This is a genomic window from Polynucleobacter sp. Adler-ghost (genome assembly GCF_018688495.1).
Classification (GTDB): domain Bacteria; phylum Pseudomonadota; class Gammaproteobacteria; order Burkholderiales; family Burkholderiaceae; genus Polynucleobacter.
In genome coordinates this window covers 140761-159895 of record NZ_CP061320.1, presented here as the reverse complement: position 1 = coordinate 159895, position 19135 = coordinate 140761, and the positions used below count along the sequence as shown (strand labels likewise).

At 46.0% G+C, this 19135-nt stretch carries 17 protein-coding genes; 1 reads left to right on the top strand and 16 read right to left on the bottom strand.

Annotated features, from left to right (window positions below; genetic code table 11):
- The first annotated feature begins 7 nt into the window (after nucleotides 1-7).
- On the top strand, nucleotides 8-541 hold the full coding sequence (locus ICV89_RS00905) for a hypothetical protein (protein WP_251370864.1): 534 nt from the start codon (nucleotides 8-10) through the stop codon (nucleotides 539-541).
- Nucleotides 542-543: 2 nt separating this feature from the next.
- On the opposite strand, the gene lpxC is transcribed toward ICV89_RS00905, so the two are convergent.
- The 16 genes from lpxC to rsmH all read right to left on the bottom strand — a co-directional run bounded on the left by lpxC (nucleotide 544) and on the right by rsmH (nucleotide 19129).
- Nucleotides 544-1458 carry a UDP-3-O-acyl-N-acetylglucosamine deacetylase gene (gene lpxC / locus ICV89_RS00900; RefSeq protein WP_215308854.1) on the bottom strand — a complete coding sequence of 305 codons (915 nt, stop codon included), beginning with the start codon at nucleotides 1456-1458 and terminating at the stop codon, nucleotides 544-546.
- Nucleotides 1459-1485: 27 nt separating this feature from the next.
- Entirely contained in the window at nucleotides 1486-1986 is a 501-nt protein-coding gene (locus tag ICV89_RS00895; protein WP_215308853.1) for a peroxiredoxin, read from the bottom strand.
- A 111-nt stretch (nucleotides 1987-2097) separates the two neighbouring features.
- A complete protein-coding gene (gene ftsZ, locus ICV89_RS00890) occupies nucleotides 2098-3438 on the bottom strand; it encodes a cell division protein FtsZ (protein ID WP_215308852.1) in 1341 nt (446 codons plus the stop codon).
- A 45-nt stretch (nucleotides 3439-3483) separates the two neighbouring features.
- Nucleotides 3484-4713: a cell division protein FtsA gene (gene ftsA, locus ICV89_RS00885; protein WP_215308851.1), complete on the bottom strand. Its 1230-nt coding sequence runs from the start codon at nucleotides 4711-4713 to the stop codon at nucleotides 3484-3486.
- A gap of 2 nt (nucleotides 4714-4715) precedes the next feature.
- Nucleotides 4716-5588, bottom strand: a complete 873-nt coding sequence (locus ICV89_RS00880) for a cell division protein FtsQ/DivIB (protein ID WP_251370863.1) — start codon at nucleotides 5586-5588, stop codon at nucleotides 4716-4718.
- Nucleotides 5585-6577 carry a D-alanine--D-alanine ligase gene (locus ICV89_RS00875; protein ID WP_251370928.1) on the bottom strand — a complete coding sequence of 331 codons (993 nt, stop codon included), beginning with the start codon at nucleotides 6575-6577 and terminating at the stop codon, nucleotides 5585-5587. The genes ICV89_RS00880 and ICV89_RS00875 overlap by 4 nt, the downstream gene beginning before the upstream one ends.
- Nucleotides 6578-6590: 13 nt before the next feature.
- Entirely contained in the window at nucleotides 6591-8027 is a 1437-nt protein-coding gene (gene murC, locus ICV89_RS00870; RefSeq protein WP_215308849.1) for a UDP-N-acetylmuramate--L-alanine ligase, read from the bottom strand.
- Nucleotides 8024-9097, bottom strand: coding sequence for an undecaprenyldiphospho-muramoylpentapeptide beta-N-acetylglucosaminyltransferase (gene murG, locus ICV89_RS00865; RefSeq protein ID WP_215308847.1), 1074 nt, complete (start codon nucleotides 9095-9097; stop codon nucleotides 8024-8026). The genes murC and murG overlap by 4 nt, the downstream gene beginning before the upstream one ends.
- Nucleotides 9094-10365 carry a putative lipid II flippase FtsW gene (ftsW, locus tag ICV89_RS00860; protein ID WP_215308845.1) on the bottom strand — a complete coding sequence of 424 codons (1272 nt, stop codon included), beginning with the start codon at nucleotides 10363-10365 and terminating at the stop codon, nucleotides 9094-9096. Before ftsW ends, murG begins: the two co-directional genes overlap by 4 nt.
- The gene (murD, locus tag ICV89_RS00855) at nucleotides 10362-11981 is read right to left on the bottom strand and encodes a UDP-N-acetylmuramoyl-L-alanine--D-glutamate ligase (protein WP_215308843.1); all 1620 of its coding nucleotides are present in this window, start codon (nucleotides 11979-11981) and stop codon (nucleotides 10362-10364) included. Before murD ends, ftsW begins: the two co-directional genes overlap by 4 nt.
- 10 nt (nucleotides 11982-11991) lie before the next feature.
- Nucleotides 11992-13161, bottom strand: a complete 1170-nt coding sequence (gene mraY / locus ICV89_RS00850; RefSeq protein ID WP_215308841.1) for a phospho-N-acetylmuramoyl-pentapeptide-transferase — start codon at nucleotides 13159-13161, stop codon at nucleotides 11992-11994.
- On the bottom strand, nucleotides 13152-14588 hold the full coding sequence (murF, locus tag ICV89_RS00845) for a UDP-N-acetylmuramoyl-tripeptide--D-alanyl-D-alanine ligase (RefSeq protein WP_251370862.1): 1437 nt from the start codon (nucleotides 14586-14588) through the stop codon (nucleotides 13152-13154). Before murF ends, mraY begins: the two co-directional genes overlap by 10 nt.
- 8 nt (nucleotides 14589-14596) lie before the next feature.
- Nucleotides 14597-16150: a UDP-N-acetylmuramoyl-L-alanyl-D-glutamate--2,6-diaminopimelate ligase gene (locus ICV89_RS00840; protein WP_215308839.1), complete on the bottom strand. Its 1554-nt coding sequence runs from the start codon at nucleotides 16148-16150 to the stop codon at nucleotides 14597-14599.
- Nucleotides 16147-17919 (bottom strand): penicillin-binding protein 2, encoded by a 1773-nt coding sequence (locus ICV89_RS00835; RefSeq protein WP_215308837.1) that lies wholly within the window; start codon nucleotides 17917-17919, stop codon nucleotides 16147-16149. Before ICV89_RS00835 ends, ICV89_RS00840 begins: the two co-directional genes overlap by 4 nt.
- On the bottom strand, nucleotides 17916-18182 hold the full coding sequence (ftsL, locus tag ICV89_RS00830; RefSeq protein ID WP_046329456.1) for a cell division protein FtsL: 267 nt from the start codon (nucleotides 18180-18182) through the stop codon (nucleotides 17916-17918). The genes ICV89_RS00835 and ftsL overlap by 4 nt, the downstream gene beginning before the upstream one ends.
- Entirely contained in the window at nucleotides 18179-19129 is a 951-nt protein-coding gene (gene rsmH, locus ICV89_RS00825) for a 16S rRNA (cytosine(1402)-N(4))-methyltransferase RsmH (RefSeq protein ID WP_215308835.1), read from the bottom strand. The genes ftsL and rsmH overlap by 4 nt, the downstream gene beginning before the upstream one ends.
- Nucleotides 19130-19135: the final 6 nt, after the last annotated feature.

Genomic DNA, 19135 nt, shown 5'->3' with positions numbered 1-19135 from the left:
TAAGACCTTGAGTTTATCACCCGCACCCTCTTTTTATATGAACTTTGCCCCTAAACCTATTCGTACGAAAGCCGCCCATGAGTGGTTGGAGTATTTGCGCGAGTCTGAGGGCTTGGGCGGAATTCTGGCTAAAACTGAAGATTTGGCCAAACTCAAAATTGCTCTAAAAGCTGCTCTATTCGAGCTAGATTTAGAAAATTTAGCGCCCAAAATTGAGGCTGGGTGGCGTTCAGGTGGTCAGAATGAACTCTTTTTGTTAGTGAACGGGGCAAGTGTTGCTACTCGCCTTCAACAAGTTTTACCTAGCCTAATCAATGAGTTAGCTAAAAAAGGGGTAGTCTGCACTAGTATTAAGGTGCGTCTAAAGCCAGCGCCATCCACCTGGGAAATCAAGCCTCGCGAGGGTCTCCAGGCTAGCCAAAAACCAAGGGGCTTTAATGCTGTTGCAAGGGCTTCTTGGGAATCATTGTTGAATAAATTAGCGCCTGATTCGGATCTACATAAGGCAGTTGAACGCCTACTTCATAGCAAGCCTAAATAAACCTAGAAAAAGAGGGGTTGACTCTCTTTGGAATAGGCTGCTGGAGCCTTGTTTTCCGGGAAACTGCTGATTTCATAAGTGCTAGGATCTTCCAAAAGTTTACGCAAGAGCGCGTTATTTAAGGCATGTCCTGATTTTTCAGCAACATAGGAACCCACAATCGGGTGCCCAACTAAATACAGATCGCCAATGGCATCCAAGATTTTATGGCGCACGAACTCATCTTCATAACGTAACTCTTCATTATTGAGAATACGGTGCTCATCGAGCACAATCGCGTTATCCAAGCTTCCACCACGCGCTAAACCCATCTCTCGCAAGGCCTCAACCTCGTGAGCAAAACCAAAGGTTCTGGCACGGCCAATCTCACTACGATAAGCATGCTCAGCAAAATCCACCACAAAACGTTGGCCAGTTTTATCTACTGCGGGATGCTTAAAGTCAATGGTGAAATCCAACTTAAATCCAAAAAAAGGTTCTAGGCGTGCAAGCTTGTCGCCCTCCTTTACTTCTACAGGTTTTTTAATCACCACAAACTGTCTAGAAGCTTCTTGCTCAGCTATACCAGCTGATTCCATTAGGAACAAAAATGATGCTGCGCTGCCATCCATGATGGGCACTTCTTCGCCATCAAGCTCAATTAATAAATTATCAAGTCCTAGGCCTGCACAAGCTGAAAGTAAATGCTCCACAGTGGAGACACGCACGCCATCCTTTTGTATTACTGAGGCCAGGCGAGTATCGCAAACCGCCAGAGCAGTGGCCGGTATAAGCGATTGCTCTGGGGTATCTACACGTACAAATACAATTCCTGAATTTACCGGTGCAGGCTTAATAGACAAAGTCACCTTGCGTCCAGAGTGCAAGCCAATCCCCACGGTTTTAATCGGGGTGGCGATTGTGCGTTGCTTCATCATGATTTGTCTAAATTCAGGGATGATTTATTAAAGCTTTTTCAAGATAGAAGCGGCATCGCTTACTTCAAATTTACCAGGCGCTTCGCGATTCAAGGTTGTCACAACACCATCCTCAACAATCATGGCGTAGCGATCTGAACGAACACCCAAACCACGAGCAACCAAATCCAGCTCTAGGCCAAGTTTCTTAGTAAATTCAGCACTACCATCACCCAGCATGCGAATCTTTTTGCCAACCTTTTGGTCTCGGCCCCAAGCACCCATAACGAATGGGTCGTTTACAGAAACACACCAAATTTCATCAACGCCTTTTGCTTTGATTGCATCAAAGTGCTCAACATAGCTAGGAACGTGCTTTGCTGAACAAGTTGGCGTGAATGCACCAGGTAATGCAAAGATCACTATCTTTTTGCCGGCAGTGAGTTTTTCAACTTCAAATGCGTTTGGTCCAATAGCGCAACCCTCGCTAGCTTCATCTAAAAACTCATAAAGAGTAGCGTTTGGTAATTTTTGTCCGACTGCGATCATAAAGTCTCCAATGAAATAGTTGTCATGAGTATGCCAACGCTAGCGCGGGATTCGTCGTCCGGAGGGGCGCCGCGCTGGCATTCTGCAAGATCTATTGTATTGAGCAGTGGTTTAGTCTGCTTGCTTACGTAAAAAAGCTGGGATTTCGTAGTAATCAGCCCCTTTATCCAACATGGTTTTTGCCTGCGGAGAGCTATCAGCACCCAATGCAGGAGCAGGTGTCGCTTCACGAGAACTACGGAATACACGTGGCAAATCATATTGACTGTAATCAACACCACTAGAGGTAGGTTGAGCAGCTATCGAAGGCGCATTCCCTGCACCTGTCATTGCCAAACCAGCACTAGTACTCAGAGCTGAATCTAAATTCACTCTACTGATTGCTGCTGAAGCACTTGCTGGAGCAAAGCTGTTTAAGTCAGCCATTGTTGGCATCGCATCATGCGTACCAGTAGCTTGTCTCCAAACCACTTCTGGTTGATGATGTTGGCGTGCTTGTGGATTATTCAAGCCAGTAGCAACAACTGTGACACGCAATGCATCCCCTAAGCTCTCGTCATACACAGTACCAAAAATCACAGTAGCATCATCTGCAGCATAACCACGAATTGCTGCCATTACTTCGCGAGTTTCAGACAATTTCAATGAACGGCTAGCAGTAATATTGACCAATACACCACGCGCACCAGATAAATCGACCCCTTCGAGTAGTGGCGAAGCAACTGCAGCTTCAGCGGCTAAGCGTGCACGGTCCATACCGGAAACTGTTGCAGTTCCCATCATTGCCTTGCCCTGTTCGCCCATTACTGTTTTGACATCTTCAAAGTCGACGTTGATCAAACCTTGCACGTTAATAATTTCTGCAATACCTGAAACAGCGTTGTGCAATACATCATCAGCACATGCAAATGCCTTATCAAACTCCGCATCTTCACCCATGACTTCAAAGAGTTTTTCATTGAGAACTACAATCAATGAATCAACATATGCTTCAAGTTCGGTAGCGCCATTCTCCGCAACCTTAAGACGCTTAACGCCCTCAAAATCAAATGGCTTGCTAATCACACCGACAGTCAAAATACCCATCTCTTTGGCAACCTGAGCAACGATTGGCGCTGCACCAGTACCTGTGCCACCACCCATACCGGCAGTGATGAAGACCATGTGTGCACCTTGCAATGTATCTGCTATACGGGCTCGCGCTTCTTCAGCGGAAGCTGCACCGATTTCAGGTTTTGCACCAGCACCGAGTCCGCTAGAGCCTAGTTGCAAATTCACAGATGCCTCAGAACGCTGTAAAGCGCCAGCATCGGTGTTCATGCAAATAAACTCTACGCCATTAACACCGCGACGAATCATGTGCTGAACTGCATTACCACCTGCCCCACCAACTCCAACCACTTTAATAATGGTTTTACCGGCTGTTTCTTGATCTAACATTTCAAATTCCATATACCCTCCTAGGTAATAAGTACTACATTGACGACGACGAAAAACTTAAAAATTTCCTGCGAACCATTCCTTCATGCGCGTAACCACACTTTGCAAGGCGCCTGACTGCGATACTCGACGACCACGCAACAACTGCGCCTGGCCTTCCATCAATAAACCAATGCTGGTAGCAAAACGGGGGCTACGCAAAACCTCATGTAAGTGGCCACGGTATTCAGGAGTTCCGATACGCGCTGGGCGCAAGAACACTTGCTCAGCAAGCTCAACCATGCCCGGCATTAAAGAGGTGCCACCAGTCAGCACGATTCCTGAGGACACCATATCTTCATAACCAGAATCACGAACTACGCCCCTTACTAAAGTGAATAACTCCTCAACACGTGGTTCGATCACAGCGGCTAATGCTTGCTTTGACATTGGTCGTGACTCACGATCACCAACGCCTGGGACATCAATCATGGTGCTTGGATCTGCCATATCCTGGCGAGCAATGCCATATTGAATCTTGAGATCTTCCGCATCAATAGTCGGGGTGCGCAATGCCATTGCAATGTCATTAGTAATTTGATCGCCCGCAATTGGAATCACAGCAGTATGTCGAATGGAGCCTTGGCAATAGATAGCAATGTCAGTTGTGCCGCCACCAATATCCACCAAGACAACGCCCAGCTCTTTTTCATCTTCCGTTAACACGGCTAAGCTAGATGCAAGCGGCTGCAAAATGAGATCATTTACTTCTAATCCACAGCGACGCACACACTTCACAATATTTTGCGCAGCACTAACGGCACCAGTAACAATGTGCACCTTCACCTCTAGGCGCAAACCACTCATACCAATTGGCTCACGCACATCCTCCTGCCCATCAATAATGAATTCTTGAACAAGGATATGAAGGATTTGTTGATCCGTTGGAATATTGATTGCTTTTGCAGTTTCCAAAACACGCTCAACATCGCCAGCACTAACTTCTTTATCGCGTATCGCTACCATACCGCTGGAGTTAAAACTCACAATATGGTTTCCAGCAATACCAGTAAATACTTGCACAATCTGGCGATCGGCCATCACTTCAGCTTCTTCAAGCGCTTTCTGAATAGACTGAACAGTAGCTTCAATATTGACAACTACACCCTTCTTCAAACCTTTAGATGCAGTTTGACCAACGCCGACGACATTAAATTGGCCGTCAGCGGCTAACTCAGCAACCAAAGCAACCACCTTGGATGTTCCAATATCTAATCCGACCAATAAATCGCGGTTGTCTTTACTCATTCTCATTCCTCATTGCTTCTGCTCGCTTTTTTGCCATCTGCTTCATTTTTTTTCAAACTGACCGAAGCAAGATGCACTGCAAAACCATTTGCATAGCGCAGATCAATTGCATCTACCCGGTTAGCCCACTTCTCTTGAACCTGCGGCCAATACTTAAAAAGACGTGCGACACGATCTTCAGTTAATGTTTTGTCCGAATTCTCTTCATCCCGACCAAACTCCACCTTCATGCCATTGGACAGCTTGACATGCCAAGCGTAACGATCAGAAAGAGTTAAGCTTTTCACTTCTGTACTCCAAGGCTTAAACCAAGCGTTCGCTCTTTCATACAAGCGCATTACTTCTTTGCTGGCATCTTCTGGTCCTGAGAAATCAACCAAAGAAATACCATCTCCCACATCAGAGACGCGCCCAGCAAAAAGCTCGCCATGCGTATTCATGAGGGTATGACTATCAGCACCGCCCCATGTACCAAAGGGCTTTTGTTCTTCAATACTGACTATTAATCCGTTAGGCCAAACTCTTCGAACGTTTGCATGACGCACCCAAGGCATCGACTCAAAGCCACGCTTGACATCCTCTAATCTCACACTAAAGAAGTTACCTTGGACCGTCTCTAAAACCTGCTGTTTAACAACAGGTTTATTAATATGTTTGAGCGTTTGGCCAGCCACTGGCTCTATCACTATTTGGCGCAATGCAAATACTGGGCGCTGACTCAACCACATCAACATTCCAACTAAAACCATCACTACAAAACAGCGCATCAAAAAACGGCTCAGCTTTTGCATCCGCCCTGGATAATTCCAAAGCGGAGAGGCCAGTGAAGTAAATACTTCACCACAACCATTTAAGAAGGCGCCGATCCGACTCATGCTTGCGCAATCCCTTTAACATTTAAGGTTTGGCTAATGACCCAGAGAACTAGTTCGGCATACTCAATACCAGCCGCTTTTGCCGCCATAGGAACCAAAGAATGTGAGGTCATACCTGGAGAGGTATTCATCTCCAAGAGATAGGGTTTACCAGTTTTTTTATCGAGCATCACATCAGCTCGACCCCACGTTTTGCATCCAAGCGCACGATAAGCAGCTAACGCTAATTCTTGAACTGCTTTATTTACTTCTGGCGCAAGTCCAGTTGGGCATAGGTATTTGGTCTCATCAGAGAAATACTTATTATGAAAATCATAGTTAGCTTCCGGCGGAATGATTTTGATCACAGGCAATGCTTCTGCATTTGCTCCAAACCCAACCAACGGGCAAGTCAACTCATCGCCAACAATACAAGTCTCAGCAATCACCTTCTTATCCATTCCGGCGGCTAACTTATAGGCAGCAGGCAATTCTTCAGCGGATTTCACTTTAGTTAAGCCCAGTGAAGAGCCTTCATGTGCGGGCTTCACAATTAATGGCAAGCCCAAATGCTTCACTACAGCATTCCAGTCGCTGTCGGCTTTCAGCTCTTCAAATTCAGGAGTTGAAAGACCACTACTAAGCCAAACCAGCTTGGTCGCAATTTTGTCGATTGCCAGTGCAGAAGCTAGTACACCACTACCGGTATAAGGTAAGCCTAATAGTTCGAGCAATCCTTGAATAGTGCCATCTTCACCGTAACGTCCATGTAAGGAAATAAATACACGGTCAAATTTTTCTTGGGCTAACTCAGTTGGACAACGTAATCCCGGATCAAATGGGTGCGCATCAACCCCCTTAGAGAGCAAGGCTTCCAATACGCCCTTACCTGACATTAGGGAAATCTCTCGCTCACCGGAGCGACCACCCAATAAAACGCCTACTCGACCTAATGACTTGACATCCAAGTGAACGAGATCACTCTTTACACGCTCGCCCCACGAATGCATTTGCGTATTTTGTTTAGACATGTTTCGCCTCCGCTAATACATGAGGTAAGCCGGAGATAGAGCCTGCACCCATCGTGATTAAGACATCGCCATCACGCAATAAGACGCTGAGTTTTTCTGGCATTTCCGCAACGTTTAAAGCAAACGCAACGGCTGCGCTATCCAAGGAACTGTTCACACCCTTATCGGTTGTGAGTGCTGCCTTAATAAGACTTTGACCATCCGCACCTGGAATCTTTGCCTCACCAGCTGGATATACTTCGGTTAACACAAGTGCATCAAAATTTTTGAGTACTTGCACAAATTCACCAAAGCAATCACGAGTTCTTGTAAAGCGATGGGGCTGGAATGCCAATACCAAACGACGGCCTGGATAAGCACCACGGGCTGCGGATAATGTAGCGGCCATTTCAACGGGATGGTGTCCGTAATCATCTATTAATGTGAAGCTTCCACCAGAGGCCAAAGGAATTTCTCCATACCTTTGGAAGCGACGACCAACGCCACTAAATTCAGATAAAGCCTTCACAATAGCCTCATCGCTAACACCCAATTCCGTTGCAATACCAATTGCTGCTAAAGCATTTTGAACATTGTGTAGACCGGGTAAATTTAATTGCACCTCAAGTCGACCTGGCTTATTGCCATGACGGCGTACAGTTTTACGATCAACCGTAAAGTGCATACCAGTACCTACGGCCCGTACATTGCTTGCACGAATATCTGCATCATCAGACAAGCCATAGCGCAATACTGGCTGTGATACAAACGGAACAATATCGCGAACATTGGCATCATCAATGCACAGAACAGCAACACCGTAAAAAGGCATACGTTGAATAAACTGCACAAAAGCCTGCTTCAATCTGGCCATATCATGTTGATAGGTATCCATATGATCAGCATCAATATTGGTAACGACTTCCATCGCAGGAAATAATTGCAAGAAGGAGGCATCAGACTCATCAGCTTCCACCACAATAAAGTCGCCCTGACCTAAGCGTGCGTTTGCACCTGCAGAATTTAACTTACCTCCAATAACGAAGGTTGGATCTAAACCACCCTCAGCCAAGACTGAGGCAACTAAACTAGTGGTCGTTGTTTTGCCATGAGTACCTGCAATCGCAATACCCTGCTTTAAACGCATAAGCTCGCCGAGCATGACAGCCCGCTGAATAACGGGCACCTTGGCTGCGCGAGCAGCTAATACTTCGGGGTTATTGCCTGCAACTGCAGTCGAAATGACTACCGCTTCTGCAGTACCAATATTTTTAGGGTCATGCCCAATATGAATCACTGCACCCAAATCTTTTAGGCGCTTCGTTACAGCACCTTCAGCTAAGTCGGATCCAGATACCTGATATCCCAGATTCAGCAAAACTTCGGCAATACCACTCATGCCTGCTCCGCCGATACCAACAAAATGGATTTGCTGAACGATATGTTTCATATACCCACTCCTGCACAGTCTGCACATACTTCAGCCACACGCTGAGTTGCATGGGGCTTAGCTAAAGCATGAGCACGCTTAGCCATCGCCTGTAAATCTTGGCGGCTAAAATTTTGAATCATAGATGCCAGATCCTGCGGATTGAGATCTTGCTGTGGTAATAAAATAGCAGCATCTGCATCCGATAAAAATCGTGCATTTGCAGTCTGATGGTCATCAATTGCATATGGAAATGGAATCAAACAAGATGCAACACCACAAGCTGCGATCTCAGATACGGTCATTGCACCAGAGCGGCAGATCACCAGATCTGCTTGGGCGTAAGCGCTTGGCATATCTTCAATAAAAGGGCGAATATCAGCAGCAACACCTAAGTTGGTATAGCGCTGTTGTAGATCTACAAGATGCTTATCACCTGCCTGGTGAATTACATGGGGTCGCGCCTCTTTATCCATCAATGCCAAGGCTGCTGGAATGACTTCATTTAAGGCGGCGGCACCTAGACTGCCACCCACAACCAAAATCGACAGTGGGCCGATGCGCTCTTCGTAACGTTTTGCTGGCGCACCTACAGCTTCAAATTCTTCACGGATTGGATTTCCTACCCACTCAGCGTGAGTCATCGTATCTGGAAATCCAGTCAAGGTACGCATAGCAATTTTGGCTAAAGCGCGATTGGCACTTCCTGCAACGGAGTTGGCTTCATGCAGAACGAGTGGCGTCTTCAAAAACTTTGTCACTAGACCACCGGGGAAAGTAATGTAACCACCCATACCTAAAACTACATTTGGCTTGATGCGACGCATAATCTTCCAACTCTGCATAAAGGCTCTTGCAAGATTAAATGGCAACATCAATGTCGCTTTGATGCCTTTGCCACGCAAGCCACCAAAGTTAACCGCCTCAAATGGGAAGTCGCAAGCTTTTACTAAGCGAAACTCCATCCCGCCTTGATTACCTAGCCAAGATACATTCCAACCACAAATGCGTAGGTATTGGGCAACAGCGAGCCCCGGGAAAATATGTCCCCCAGTACCGCCGGCCATAATCAAGATGGATGGCTTGGTCATAGCTTGCCACCCCGCATTAAGATGCGGTTTTCATAATCAATCCGAAGTAGCATTGCGATAGCTACGGCATTCATCAAGATTCCTGAGCCACCATAACTAACGAGTGGAAGTGTCAATCCTTTAGTAGGAAGCAAACCTAAATTCACACCCATATTGATAAATGCTTGCCAACCAATCCATATCGCCACACCTTTAGCGGCAAGACCTGCAAAACTACGATCCAATTGCAATGCAGTACGGCCAATCAAGAATGCACGACGCACGATCCAGTAGAACAAGAAGATCATCACTACAACACCAACAAATCCGAGCTCTTCACCAATTACTGCCATGATGAAATCGGTATGTGCCTCAGGTAGGTAATGTAATTTTTCAACACTACCGCCCAGGCCTAGACCAAACCATTCGCCTCGACCAAATGCCATCAGAGAGTGAGTTAACTGGTAGCCTTTATTAGCTGCATTGTCGACTTGCCAAGGATCAATAAAAGCCATGATTCGCTTTTGACGAAATGGCGAGAAGGCAATAATTGTCACTGCACTTAATATTCCAACTGCTAACAATCCACCAAATAATTTAGCGTTGATCCCACCTAAAAATAAAATTCCAAATGCAATGAGCGATATCACGACGAGCGCACCCATATCTGGTTCAGCCATCAGCAAGCCACCAACTAAGGCAACAGCAATACCCATTGGGAGCATGCCTTTAACAAATGAGTGGAGATATTCTTGGCGTTGAACTGTATAGCTTGCAGCAAATATCACCGCAGCAAACTTCATTAATTCGGACGGCTGGAAGTTCATGAGACCCAATGGAATCCAACGTTTGGCGCCATTTACGCCTTTTCCAATGCCCGGAATAAGTACGGCAATTAATAACAAGACGGTAAATCCAAAAATGATTGGGGAATAGCGATCCCACACTTGAGTTGGGATCTTAAATACCCAAATAGCAACACCAATCGCAATTGCCAATGAAATGCAATGTCGAATTAAGAAAAAATTGCTGCTGTAATTTGCGTACTTAGGGCCATCTGCCAAAGTAATGGACGCTGAATACACCATAACTAAACCAATTAGGGCTAAAGAAAGTACCGCCCAAACTAGAAGCTGGTCATAGTCCATCATGCGTGAGCGCGTTTGCTCAACGCCAGAAACTGCATCTCTCAAGCCACTGCGGAAATTATCTATCCCACCTCTGGAAAAATTCCAGAAGCGGTCAAGACCTAAACGATTCTCAGGAAAAAGTTTTTCCTTCAAACTCATGCATCAGCTCCTTCAAATTGCATTCCCAATTCTTGGACTTCAGCAATAAACGCCTCAGCACGTGCAACGTAATCACTGAACTGATCAAAGCTAGCGCAAGCCGGTGATAACAAAACAATATCGCCTGACTGAGCTACTTTTGCGGCTTGTGCTACTGCGTTTTGCAGAGTCTCGCTCATGACAGATGGCACTGAATCACCTAAAGCTTGAGCAATGATTGGGGCATCTTTGCCAATCAGGAAAACACCTTTTACAAAACGTAATGCAGGATCACGCAAGGGGCCAAAGTCTTGGCCCTTACCCTCACCACCAGCAATCAACCAAATACGCTTGCCAGACTCATTAGCGCTTAAGCCATTTAAAGCAGCTACTGTTGCTCCTACGTTAGTGCCCTTGCTATCGTCCACATATTCAACATTCGACACAATTGAAACAGTTTGAACACGATGAGGCTCGCCATGGTAATCACGCAAACCATGTAAAAGCGCATTCATTGGTAAACCAGCTGATCGTGCTAAGGCTAAAGCAGCTAGCGCATTCAAAGCATTGTGGCGTCCGCGAATCCGTAAAGCATCAGCTGGAATTAAACGCTTGAGTCTTAATGGTTCATCCTCTACAACAACTGCTTTACGGCGACGCTTCGGTTGTGGCTCGAGATCTTCATCAACTTCAGCCCAGACCAACCAATCAATTCCACCAGCACGTAGATCATGTTCAATTCCAAAATCACCCTGCTCATCAGGGCGGCCGGCACCAAAAGTAATGACTGATTTATTGGATTTCTGCTCGTCAGTAAGCAGATTCATGACCAGCGCATCATCGCGATTCAAGATGCAGATACTGTCCCGTCCAAAGATATTGGCTTTTGCATTAACATAAGCCTGCATATCACCATGCCAATCTAAGTGATCTTGCGTAATGTTTAATACGGTCGCTGCTGTTGCATTGAAGTTACTCGTGTAAACCAGCTGGAAGCTAGATAACTCGAGTACCCATATCTCAGGCATGTCGGCAACTTGGTCAGACCCATCTAAACAAGACATCAACTTATCTAGAGCTGCTGGACTGATATTGCCAGCTACAGCAACTTTCTTACCAGCTCGTTCACACAATTGACCTGTTAAGGCCGTTGTGGTTGTCTTTCCATTTGTTCCAGTAATGGCCAATACAGCAGGCTTGTATTGAGACTGCTGAACTTGGGCCATGCGATCCATTGCAGCAATGGCTCTGGCAAAGAATTCTAATTCTCCCCAAATATCAATATTAGATTCTTGCGCTTTAACTAAGAAAGTAGCTACTGGCTCTTGAAGTGGCGATAAACCAGGACTAATTCCAATGACTTCAACACTCTTTACATTAAGACCATCCAAAGGTCCGAAATAAGCCTCTTGAAGCCCTGCAAATTCAAGATCCGCTAACCAAGCTTTTTGTTGCTCATTCAACTTTTCACGATCACGCGTATCTGCCAGTCTGACCTTTGCAGCATTCCTTAAACACCACTTAGCCATAGCATAGCCAGATTCACCCAATCCTAAGATCAAGAAATGTTGGGGTGCTTGATAATTCCCATCTGCGATGAGAGCTGGGTTAGCGAAGGCTTGGTCTAAGTTATGCATATTCTTTGGCTTACCTTAATTTCAGGCTGGAGAGGCCAATGAGAACTAATAAAATAGTGATGATCCAGAAGCGAACCACAACCTGTGTTTCGCGCCAGCCACCCAATTCGAAATGGTGATGCAGTGGAGCCATCCTAAAAATACGACGGCCCTCACCAAAACGCTTCTTGGTGAATTTGAACCAGAAAACTTGCAGCATCACTGACAGTGTTTCTGCGACGAAGATCCCGCCCATGACAAAGAGTACGATTTCTTGGCGAACAATCACGGCAATAGTTCCGAGTGCGCCACCCAATGCGAGTGCGCCAACGTCGCCCATAAATACCTGGGCCGGATGCGTGTTGTACCAAAGAAAGGCTAATCCCGCACCACCCATAGCTCCACAGAAAATCATGAGCTCACCTGCACCGGGAATATAAGGAAACAATAAATACTTTGCGTAAATCGCATTTCCCATCACATAAGCAAATGCGCCTAAAGCAGCACCGACTAATATGACTGGCATGATTACTAGACCATCTAGTCCATCCGTCAGATTGACGGCATTACTACTTCCAACAATCACCAAGTAGCTCAAAATAATGAAGCCCATTACACCTAATGGGTAACTCACCTCTTTCATGAAAGGAATGAGTAAGTTTGATTTAGCTGGCAAGTTCAAAGCAAAGCCACTCTTGAGCCAATCAAAGAACAACTGTAAAACTTTGAGGTTATTCACTTCAGATACAGAAAAAGCCAAATAAATAGCAGCAAATAAGCCAATCAAAGTTTGCCAAAAGAATTTTTCTCTTGAGGCCATGCCTTTAGGATCTTTCCGTGCTACTTTGCGGTAATCATCAACCCAACCAACCAAGCCAAATCCAAAAGTCACAATCATCACAATCCAGATAAAACGATTGCTCAGATCAGCCCACAGCATGCAGGAGATAAAAATACCCAACAGAATTAGTACGCCACCCATAGTAGGGGTACCTGATTTCACCAAATGAGTTTGTGGGCCATCAGTACGAACCGCTTGACCCATCTTTAATGCAGTCAACTTCCGAATAACCCATGGACCAGCTGCTAAACCTATCAGCAAAGCAGTCAGTGTTGCCATCACTGCTCTAAATGTGATGTAGCTAAAGACTCGGAAAAATCCAAAATCATCTTGCAACCATTGCGCCAATATCAAGAGCATGTTTTAGCCTCCTCTAATAGGGCATGCACTACACGCTCCATACGCATAAAACGAGATCCCTTAACCAAAATATCTAAATGCAGCTGCTGGCTTGACTCATGATCTGCTAGCGCTACATTAAGCTCTTCAAGCAACTGATCCAATGTGGCGAAATGAGTAGCGCTACTAGTAAGCGAAAACTTCTCTGATTCATTAAAACCCTGCACCGCGTATTTACACTGCTCTCCGAATGCAAATAACTTGCTAACACCCTGCTCGGCAGCATAGGCGCCAACTTCCACATGGAAGTCAGGGCCTTGATCGCCCACTTCACCCATATCACCCAATACCAACCAAGAAATATTTCCAGACTGCTTAAGTGCATCAATAGCAGCTCTTACAGAATCAGGATTCGCGTTGTAGCTATCGTCAATCAGAGTTCGGCCTGCATTGAAAGGCTTTGATTGCATACGTCCATTTACTGGGACAAAAGATTCCAGACCTGCTTGAATTTGCTCCAAACTTAAGCCGGCGCCTAAAGCAACGGCGCTAGCTGCTAAAGCATTACGCACATTGTGATTTCCCAAGGTCTTGAGCTGGACCTCAATCTTGCCGAGTTTAGTTGCAATCTCAATTTTTCCGCTAGTCAATAATTTGCCCGTAACAGAGGCCGTAGCCAAGGCAGAGTTAGTAGATAAAGCAAAATCAATTACCTTTCGTCCTGCAGCAGCTTGATACCAAACATCAGAAAATTCAGAGTCAGCTGGAAATACTGCGACACCATCTGCAGGGAGTGAACTTAAGGCAGTTGCATGTTCTTTTGCAACAGTCTCCACAGTCGCCATGAATTCTTGATGCTCACGCTGTGCATTGTTAATCAGAGCAATAGTGGCCTGAGTAATGACTGCTAACTCTGCCGTTTCACCAGGATGATTCATACCCAACTCAATCACTGCTAGGCGATCAGTTGATCGCATGCGTAGCAAGGTTAAAGGTAAGCCAATATCGTTATTGAGGTTACCCTTAGTAACCAGAGTGCGTTCTTCACCTGCAGCCACCTTAAAGATCGAAGCAATCATCTCCTTTACTGTGGTCTTGCCATTAGATCCAGTTACTAAAGCCACTGGAATAGAAAACTGTGCACGCCATGCCTTTGCTAATTCACCCAAGCCTTGCTTAACATCTTGGACACATACTGCAGCTAAGTTTGCAGGGCACTTTTCTTTTTGACTAATGAGTGCTGCACTGGCGCCTGCCTTGATGACATCATCCAAAAAATCATGTGCATCAAAACGTTCGCCCGCCAAAGCGATGAATAATTCACCAGACTCAATCTGACGACTATCACTACCAATACGAGAAATAGTGATTGCTTGCGCAGATTCATTATCCGCGTGAATCAACTGACTGCCCGGCAACATCGCATGAACTTGAGTAAGATTAGTCATAGGCGTACTCATACGCTGCCCCCTGCTGCCAAACGAATGTGTTCTTGATCAGAAAAATCAAATTTCTTGCCATTGATTTCTTGACTAGACTCATGCCCTTTACCAGCAACCAAGACAATATCGCGGATATCGGCATGTCGTACCGCAGCCATAATAGCGGCCGCCCTATCAGGCAGCGCTTGTACATTCGAAAGGTCACCTGACATACCAGCTTGAATCATGGCAATAATGGAGACTGGATCTTCAGATCTAGGGTTATCACTTGTAATCACAATATGATCAGCCGAGACTTGTGCTGCACGACCCATTTGAGGGCGCTTACCTAAGTCTCGATCACCACCGCAACCAAAGACACACCACACTTTTCCATTACGCTGATTTGCAATGGGGCGTAATGCGTTCAACGCTTTAGTGAGGGCATCAGGTGTGTGTGCGTAATCCACCACAATCAATGGACCCTCAGTTCTTTGTGTTTTATTCAAGTGAATCAGTTCCATGCGTCCTGGAACAGCACTTAGCTTATTCATATTTTTAGAGGCATGATTTGGACTCATACCTTGAGCTAGCAGGACGGTCCAAACAGCAAGGCAATTGCTGAGATTAAATTCACCTAAAACTGCAATCTGAGTAGCACTAGAACCTAAGGCATCACAGCTGAATTGAGACTCATAGCCCGAGGTCGTCAATACGGTGTTTTCTGCGTAAACGCGTTTCAAACGATCGTCAAACTTTTCGAATCCAGCAAACGCCTTGCTACTCAATGCATAGCCCCACACTTGAGGATCATCGCTAGCGAGGAGCTTCATTGCCAATTCTCGCCCGAATGCATCATCAAAATTGATGATGGCATTTTCAAGTTGTGGAAACTTAAATAATTTTGCTTTTACTGCGGCGTACTCTCCCATCGTGCCGTGGTAATCCAAGTGATCTTGCGTCAAATTGGTAAATACCGCACTTCGTATATGTAAGCCAGTAACACGGCCTTGATCTAATGCATGAGAAGAAATCTCTATAGCAAGATTTTGAGCGCCTGCATCAGATAATTCTTTTAATTGGGTTTGCAATTGCGGTGCATCTGGCGTGGTGTAACCAGTTTGAACGAGTGCACCCGGAAACCCAGCCCCCAATGTGCCTAATACTGCAGTGCGATGATTCGGTTCATCCATTGCCTGCGCCAGCCACTGAGTAATACTCGTTTTTCCATTAGTACCTGTGACGCCGATGACATTGAGATTTTTGCTTGGGTAGCCGTACCACTCCGAGCAGAGCTCTCCAGCCAAGACCGCTAAATTCTCGACAGCAAAACATTCTGGGTGGTCTAAGTACTCATTCGCAATACCATCAGCAGGATCGAATACCACTGCCGCAGCCCCATTTGCTAAGGCGGCCGCAATGTAATCGCGACCATCTCGTAGGGCATTACCATGACCAACAGCGTATGCAAAAAAGATGTCGCCAGAATGAATTTGACGGCTATCTGCAGTTACTTTTGCATTACCTGCAGTGAGATCACGTAAATGTGAGATTAAGAGATGGGGTTCTATGTAGACCATAGTCATCATCTTTTTAGAACCGCTGCATTTGTTTTGACTGCAGCAATCTGAATTTCTGTAGGATTTTTATCCTGCAGCGTCATCTGCTTAATATTGCTATCTGGTACTACATTCAAGGTACGCAGAGTCTCACTCACAATAGTGGAAAAGACTGGTGCAGCAACATCACCACCATAATGACTGCCACCAGTTGGCTCATCAATCATTACAGCAACCACAATGCGAGGAGCACTAATCGGCGCTAGACCTGCAAAGTAAGCACGGTATTTATTGCCATAACCCTTACCCACTAATTTATGCGCTGTTCCTGTTTTTCCACCAACTCGATAACCTTCGGCCTGCGCTTTAATGGCAGTTCCCCCAGGCTCAGTTACCGACTCCATCATGCTGCGCATCTCAATAGCTGTCTTGGCAGAAATAATATGGGTGCCAGGCTTAAATTCTGGACTTCGCTCAATCGTGAGGGGCACTAACTCGCCATCACGTGCAAAGATAGTGTATGCGCGAGCAACTTGGAAGAGTGAACCTGAAATACCATAACCAAATGCGATTCGCGCCTGATCTGTTGGCATCCATTTTTTATAAGGATGGACCGTACCAGCTACGGCACCAGGGAAGCCAATCTTCGGCGCCTGACCTAAACCAACGGATGTATAGAAATTCCACATTTCTTCGGCAGATAAATTATTCATCGCAATTTTGGCCGTACCAATGTTGCTAGATTTTTGAATAATTTGAGAAATAGTTAGGTTGCTGTAAGGGTGGGTATCCGTGATCGGTTTTGGACCCACCAGGTATTTAGCCCCAATCACCATATTGGTATTGGGGGTGATAACACCCTTCTCCAAAGCAATTGCCACAGTTAATGGTTTGATTGTTGAGCCAGGCTCAAAGGTGTCGGTCAAAACACGATTACGTAACTGCTCACCCGTTAGCTTCTTACGATCATTTGGGTTATAGCTTGGATAATTTGCTAAAGCCAAGATCTCGCCAGTCTGAGTGTCCAAGACGACTGCACCACCAGCGCTCGCACGGTGCTGCTCAACTGCATTTTTAACAGCGTTATAGGCCAGAAACTGAATCTTACTGTCAATAGAAAGTTGCAGATCTTTACCATTTTGCGGTAACTGCAAAATTGCAACATCTTCAACAACACGACCGAGGCGATCAACTACTACGCGACGAGCGCCTGGGTGCCCAGCCAATTCTTTTTCTCTTGAAAGTTCCATGCCCTCTTGGCCACGATCTTCCACGTTTGTAAAGCCAACAACGTGCGCCATCGCTTCACCTTCTGGGTAAAAGCGACGGTATTCATTATTCAAACCAATTCCCGGAATTTCTAATTCCTTAATCTGTTGCGCAACTACTGGATCCACTTGGCGCTTCAAAAAAATCTGCTTACGATCCTCTTTTAACTTTTTACGCAGCTCAGATTCGCTTAACTGCAATAGTTTCGCTAACTTCTGAACCTTATCCGTAGCTAAATCATCGGGCACAGTATCGTTATAGGCAATCACTGACTTTGCCTCTAAGCTCGTAGCAATCACCTGGCCATTACGATCCAATATCTTTCCACGGGAAGCAGGTAATTCCAATTCACGCTGTGTACCACGTACACCTTTTGCTTCATAAAAAGCATTTCCCGGACCCTGAATCCAGAAAGCGCGGATTAGCAATAGCATGAACACGAAGAACAACATGAACAGCATTAGGCGTGACCGCCACATTGGCAGACGCAATACTAGATTAGGCGTAGTTGAGAAACCTACAGTCCTCATCTAGCCTCCTTTAAATACAAAGTACGCTCTGGAGATATAGGGGCCATGTGCAACTGATTACGAGCAACATCGCGAATTCGTGCGGACTTCGATAGATTGCGCTGCTCATACTCTAAGCGTAGCCAGTCTTGATTGAGTTTGCGCTCCTCGATTTGCGCGCGGTCTAGCGAAATAAATAATTTACGCGCACGCTGCTGCGCCGCTACTAAAGATAGTGCGCAAACCAATAGCAATACCAGCAAGGTAAGCGTAGCGCGATTCAAGCTGTCACTCCTGCGCGTTTTTCAGCAATACGCATAATGGCGGAACGAGCGCGAGGGTTCTCTCGAACTTCCTCGTCGCTTGGCTTTACGCGCCCAATAATCTCTAAGTCGCTTTGCGGTAAATCTCGATCGCGGACGGGCAAACCTCGAGGTACTTCGACCTTGGCGTGTGACTGCAAAAACTGCTTCACAATCCGATCTTCGAGAGAATGAAAGCTAATCACTGCTAAGCGTGCGCCGGGCTTTAATAAATTGAGTGCTGCCTTTAATCCGAGTTCCAAATCCTCTAACTCACGATTAATAAAAATACGGAGTGCTTGGAAAGTACGAGTCGCAGGATCTTGACCAAGCTCTCTTGTGCGAACTACGCTGGCTACTAGAGTTGCTAATTGCAAGGTTGTTTTTGGAGATAAGCCTTCTTCTCGCTTTGCCACAATGGCTTTAGCAATCTGAAATGCAAAACGTTCCTCACCGTAAGTCTTAATCACGCTGGTGATGTCCTCTTGTGATGCGTGCTCCAACCACTCCGCTGCCGTTAAGCCTTGGTCTGTGTTCATGCGCATATCGAGTGGACCATCCTTGCGAAAGGAGAACCCACGGTGTGCTTCGTCCACCTGTGGAGAGCTGATACCGAGATCCAACAGAATTCCATCGACTGATTCTGGGTCCGCGTACTGATCCATCTGCGCAAAACTGTCGTGCACGATGCGTAAACGCGAGTCCTTGATTTTTTCCGCTACTGCGATCGCATCCAGATCCTTGTCGAAAGAAATCATTCGCGCATTTGCAGGTAGTTGTGCCAACAGGGCTTGAGTATGACCACCGCGCCCAAAGGTTCCATCGATCAAGAGTAGATTTTTTGAAGCTGTAGAAGAGGTGATGAGCGGTCCATTGACCAGCGCTGTCACCGCCTCGGCCAGCAATACTGGGCGATGAGTTATGTTCATGGCACC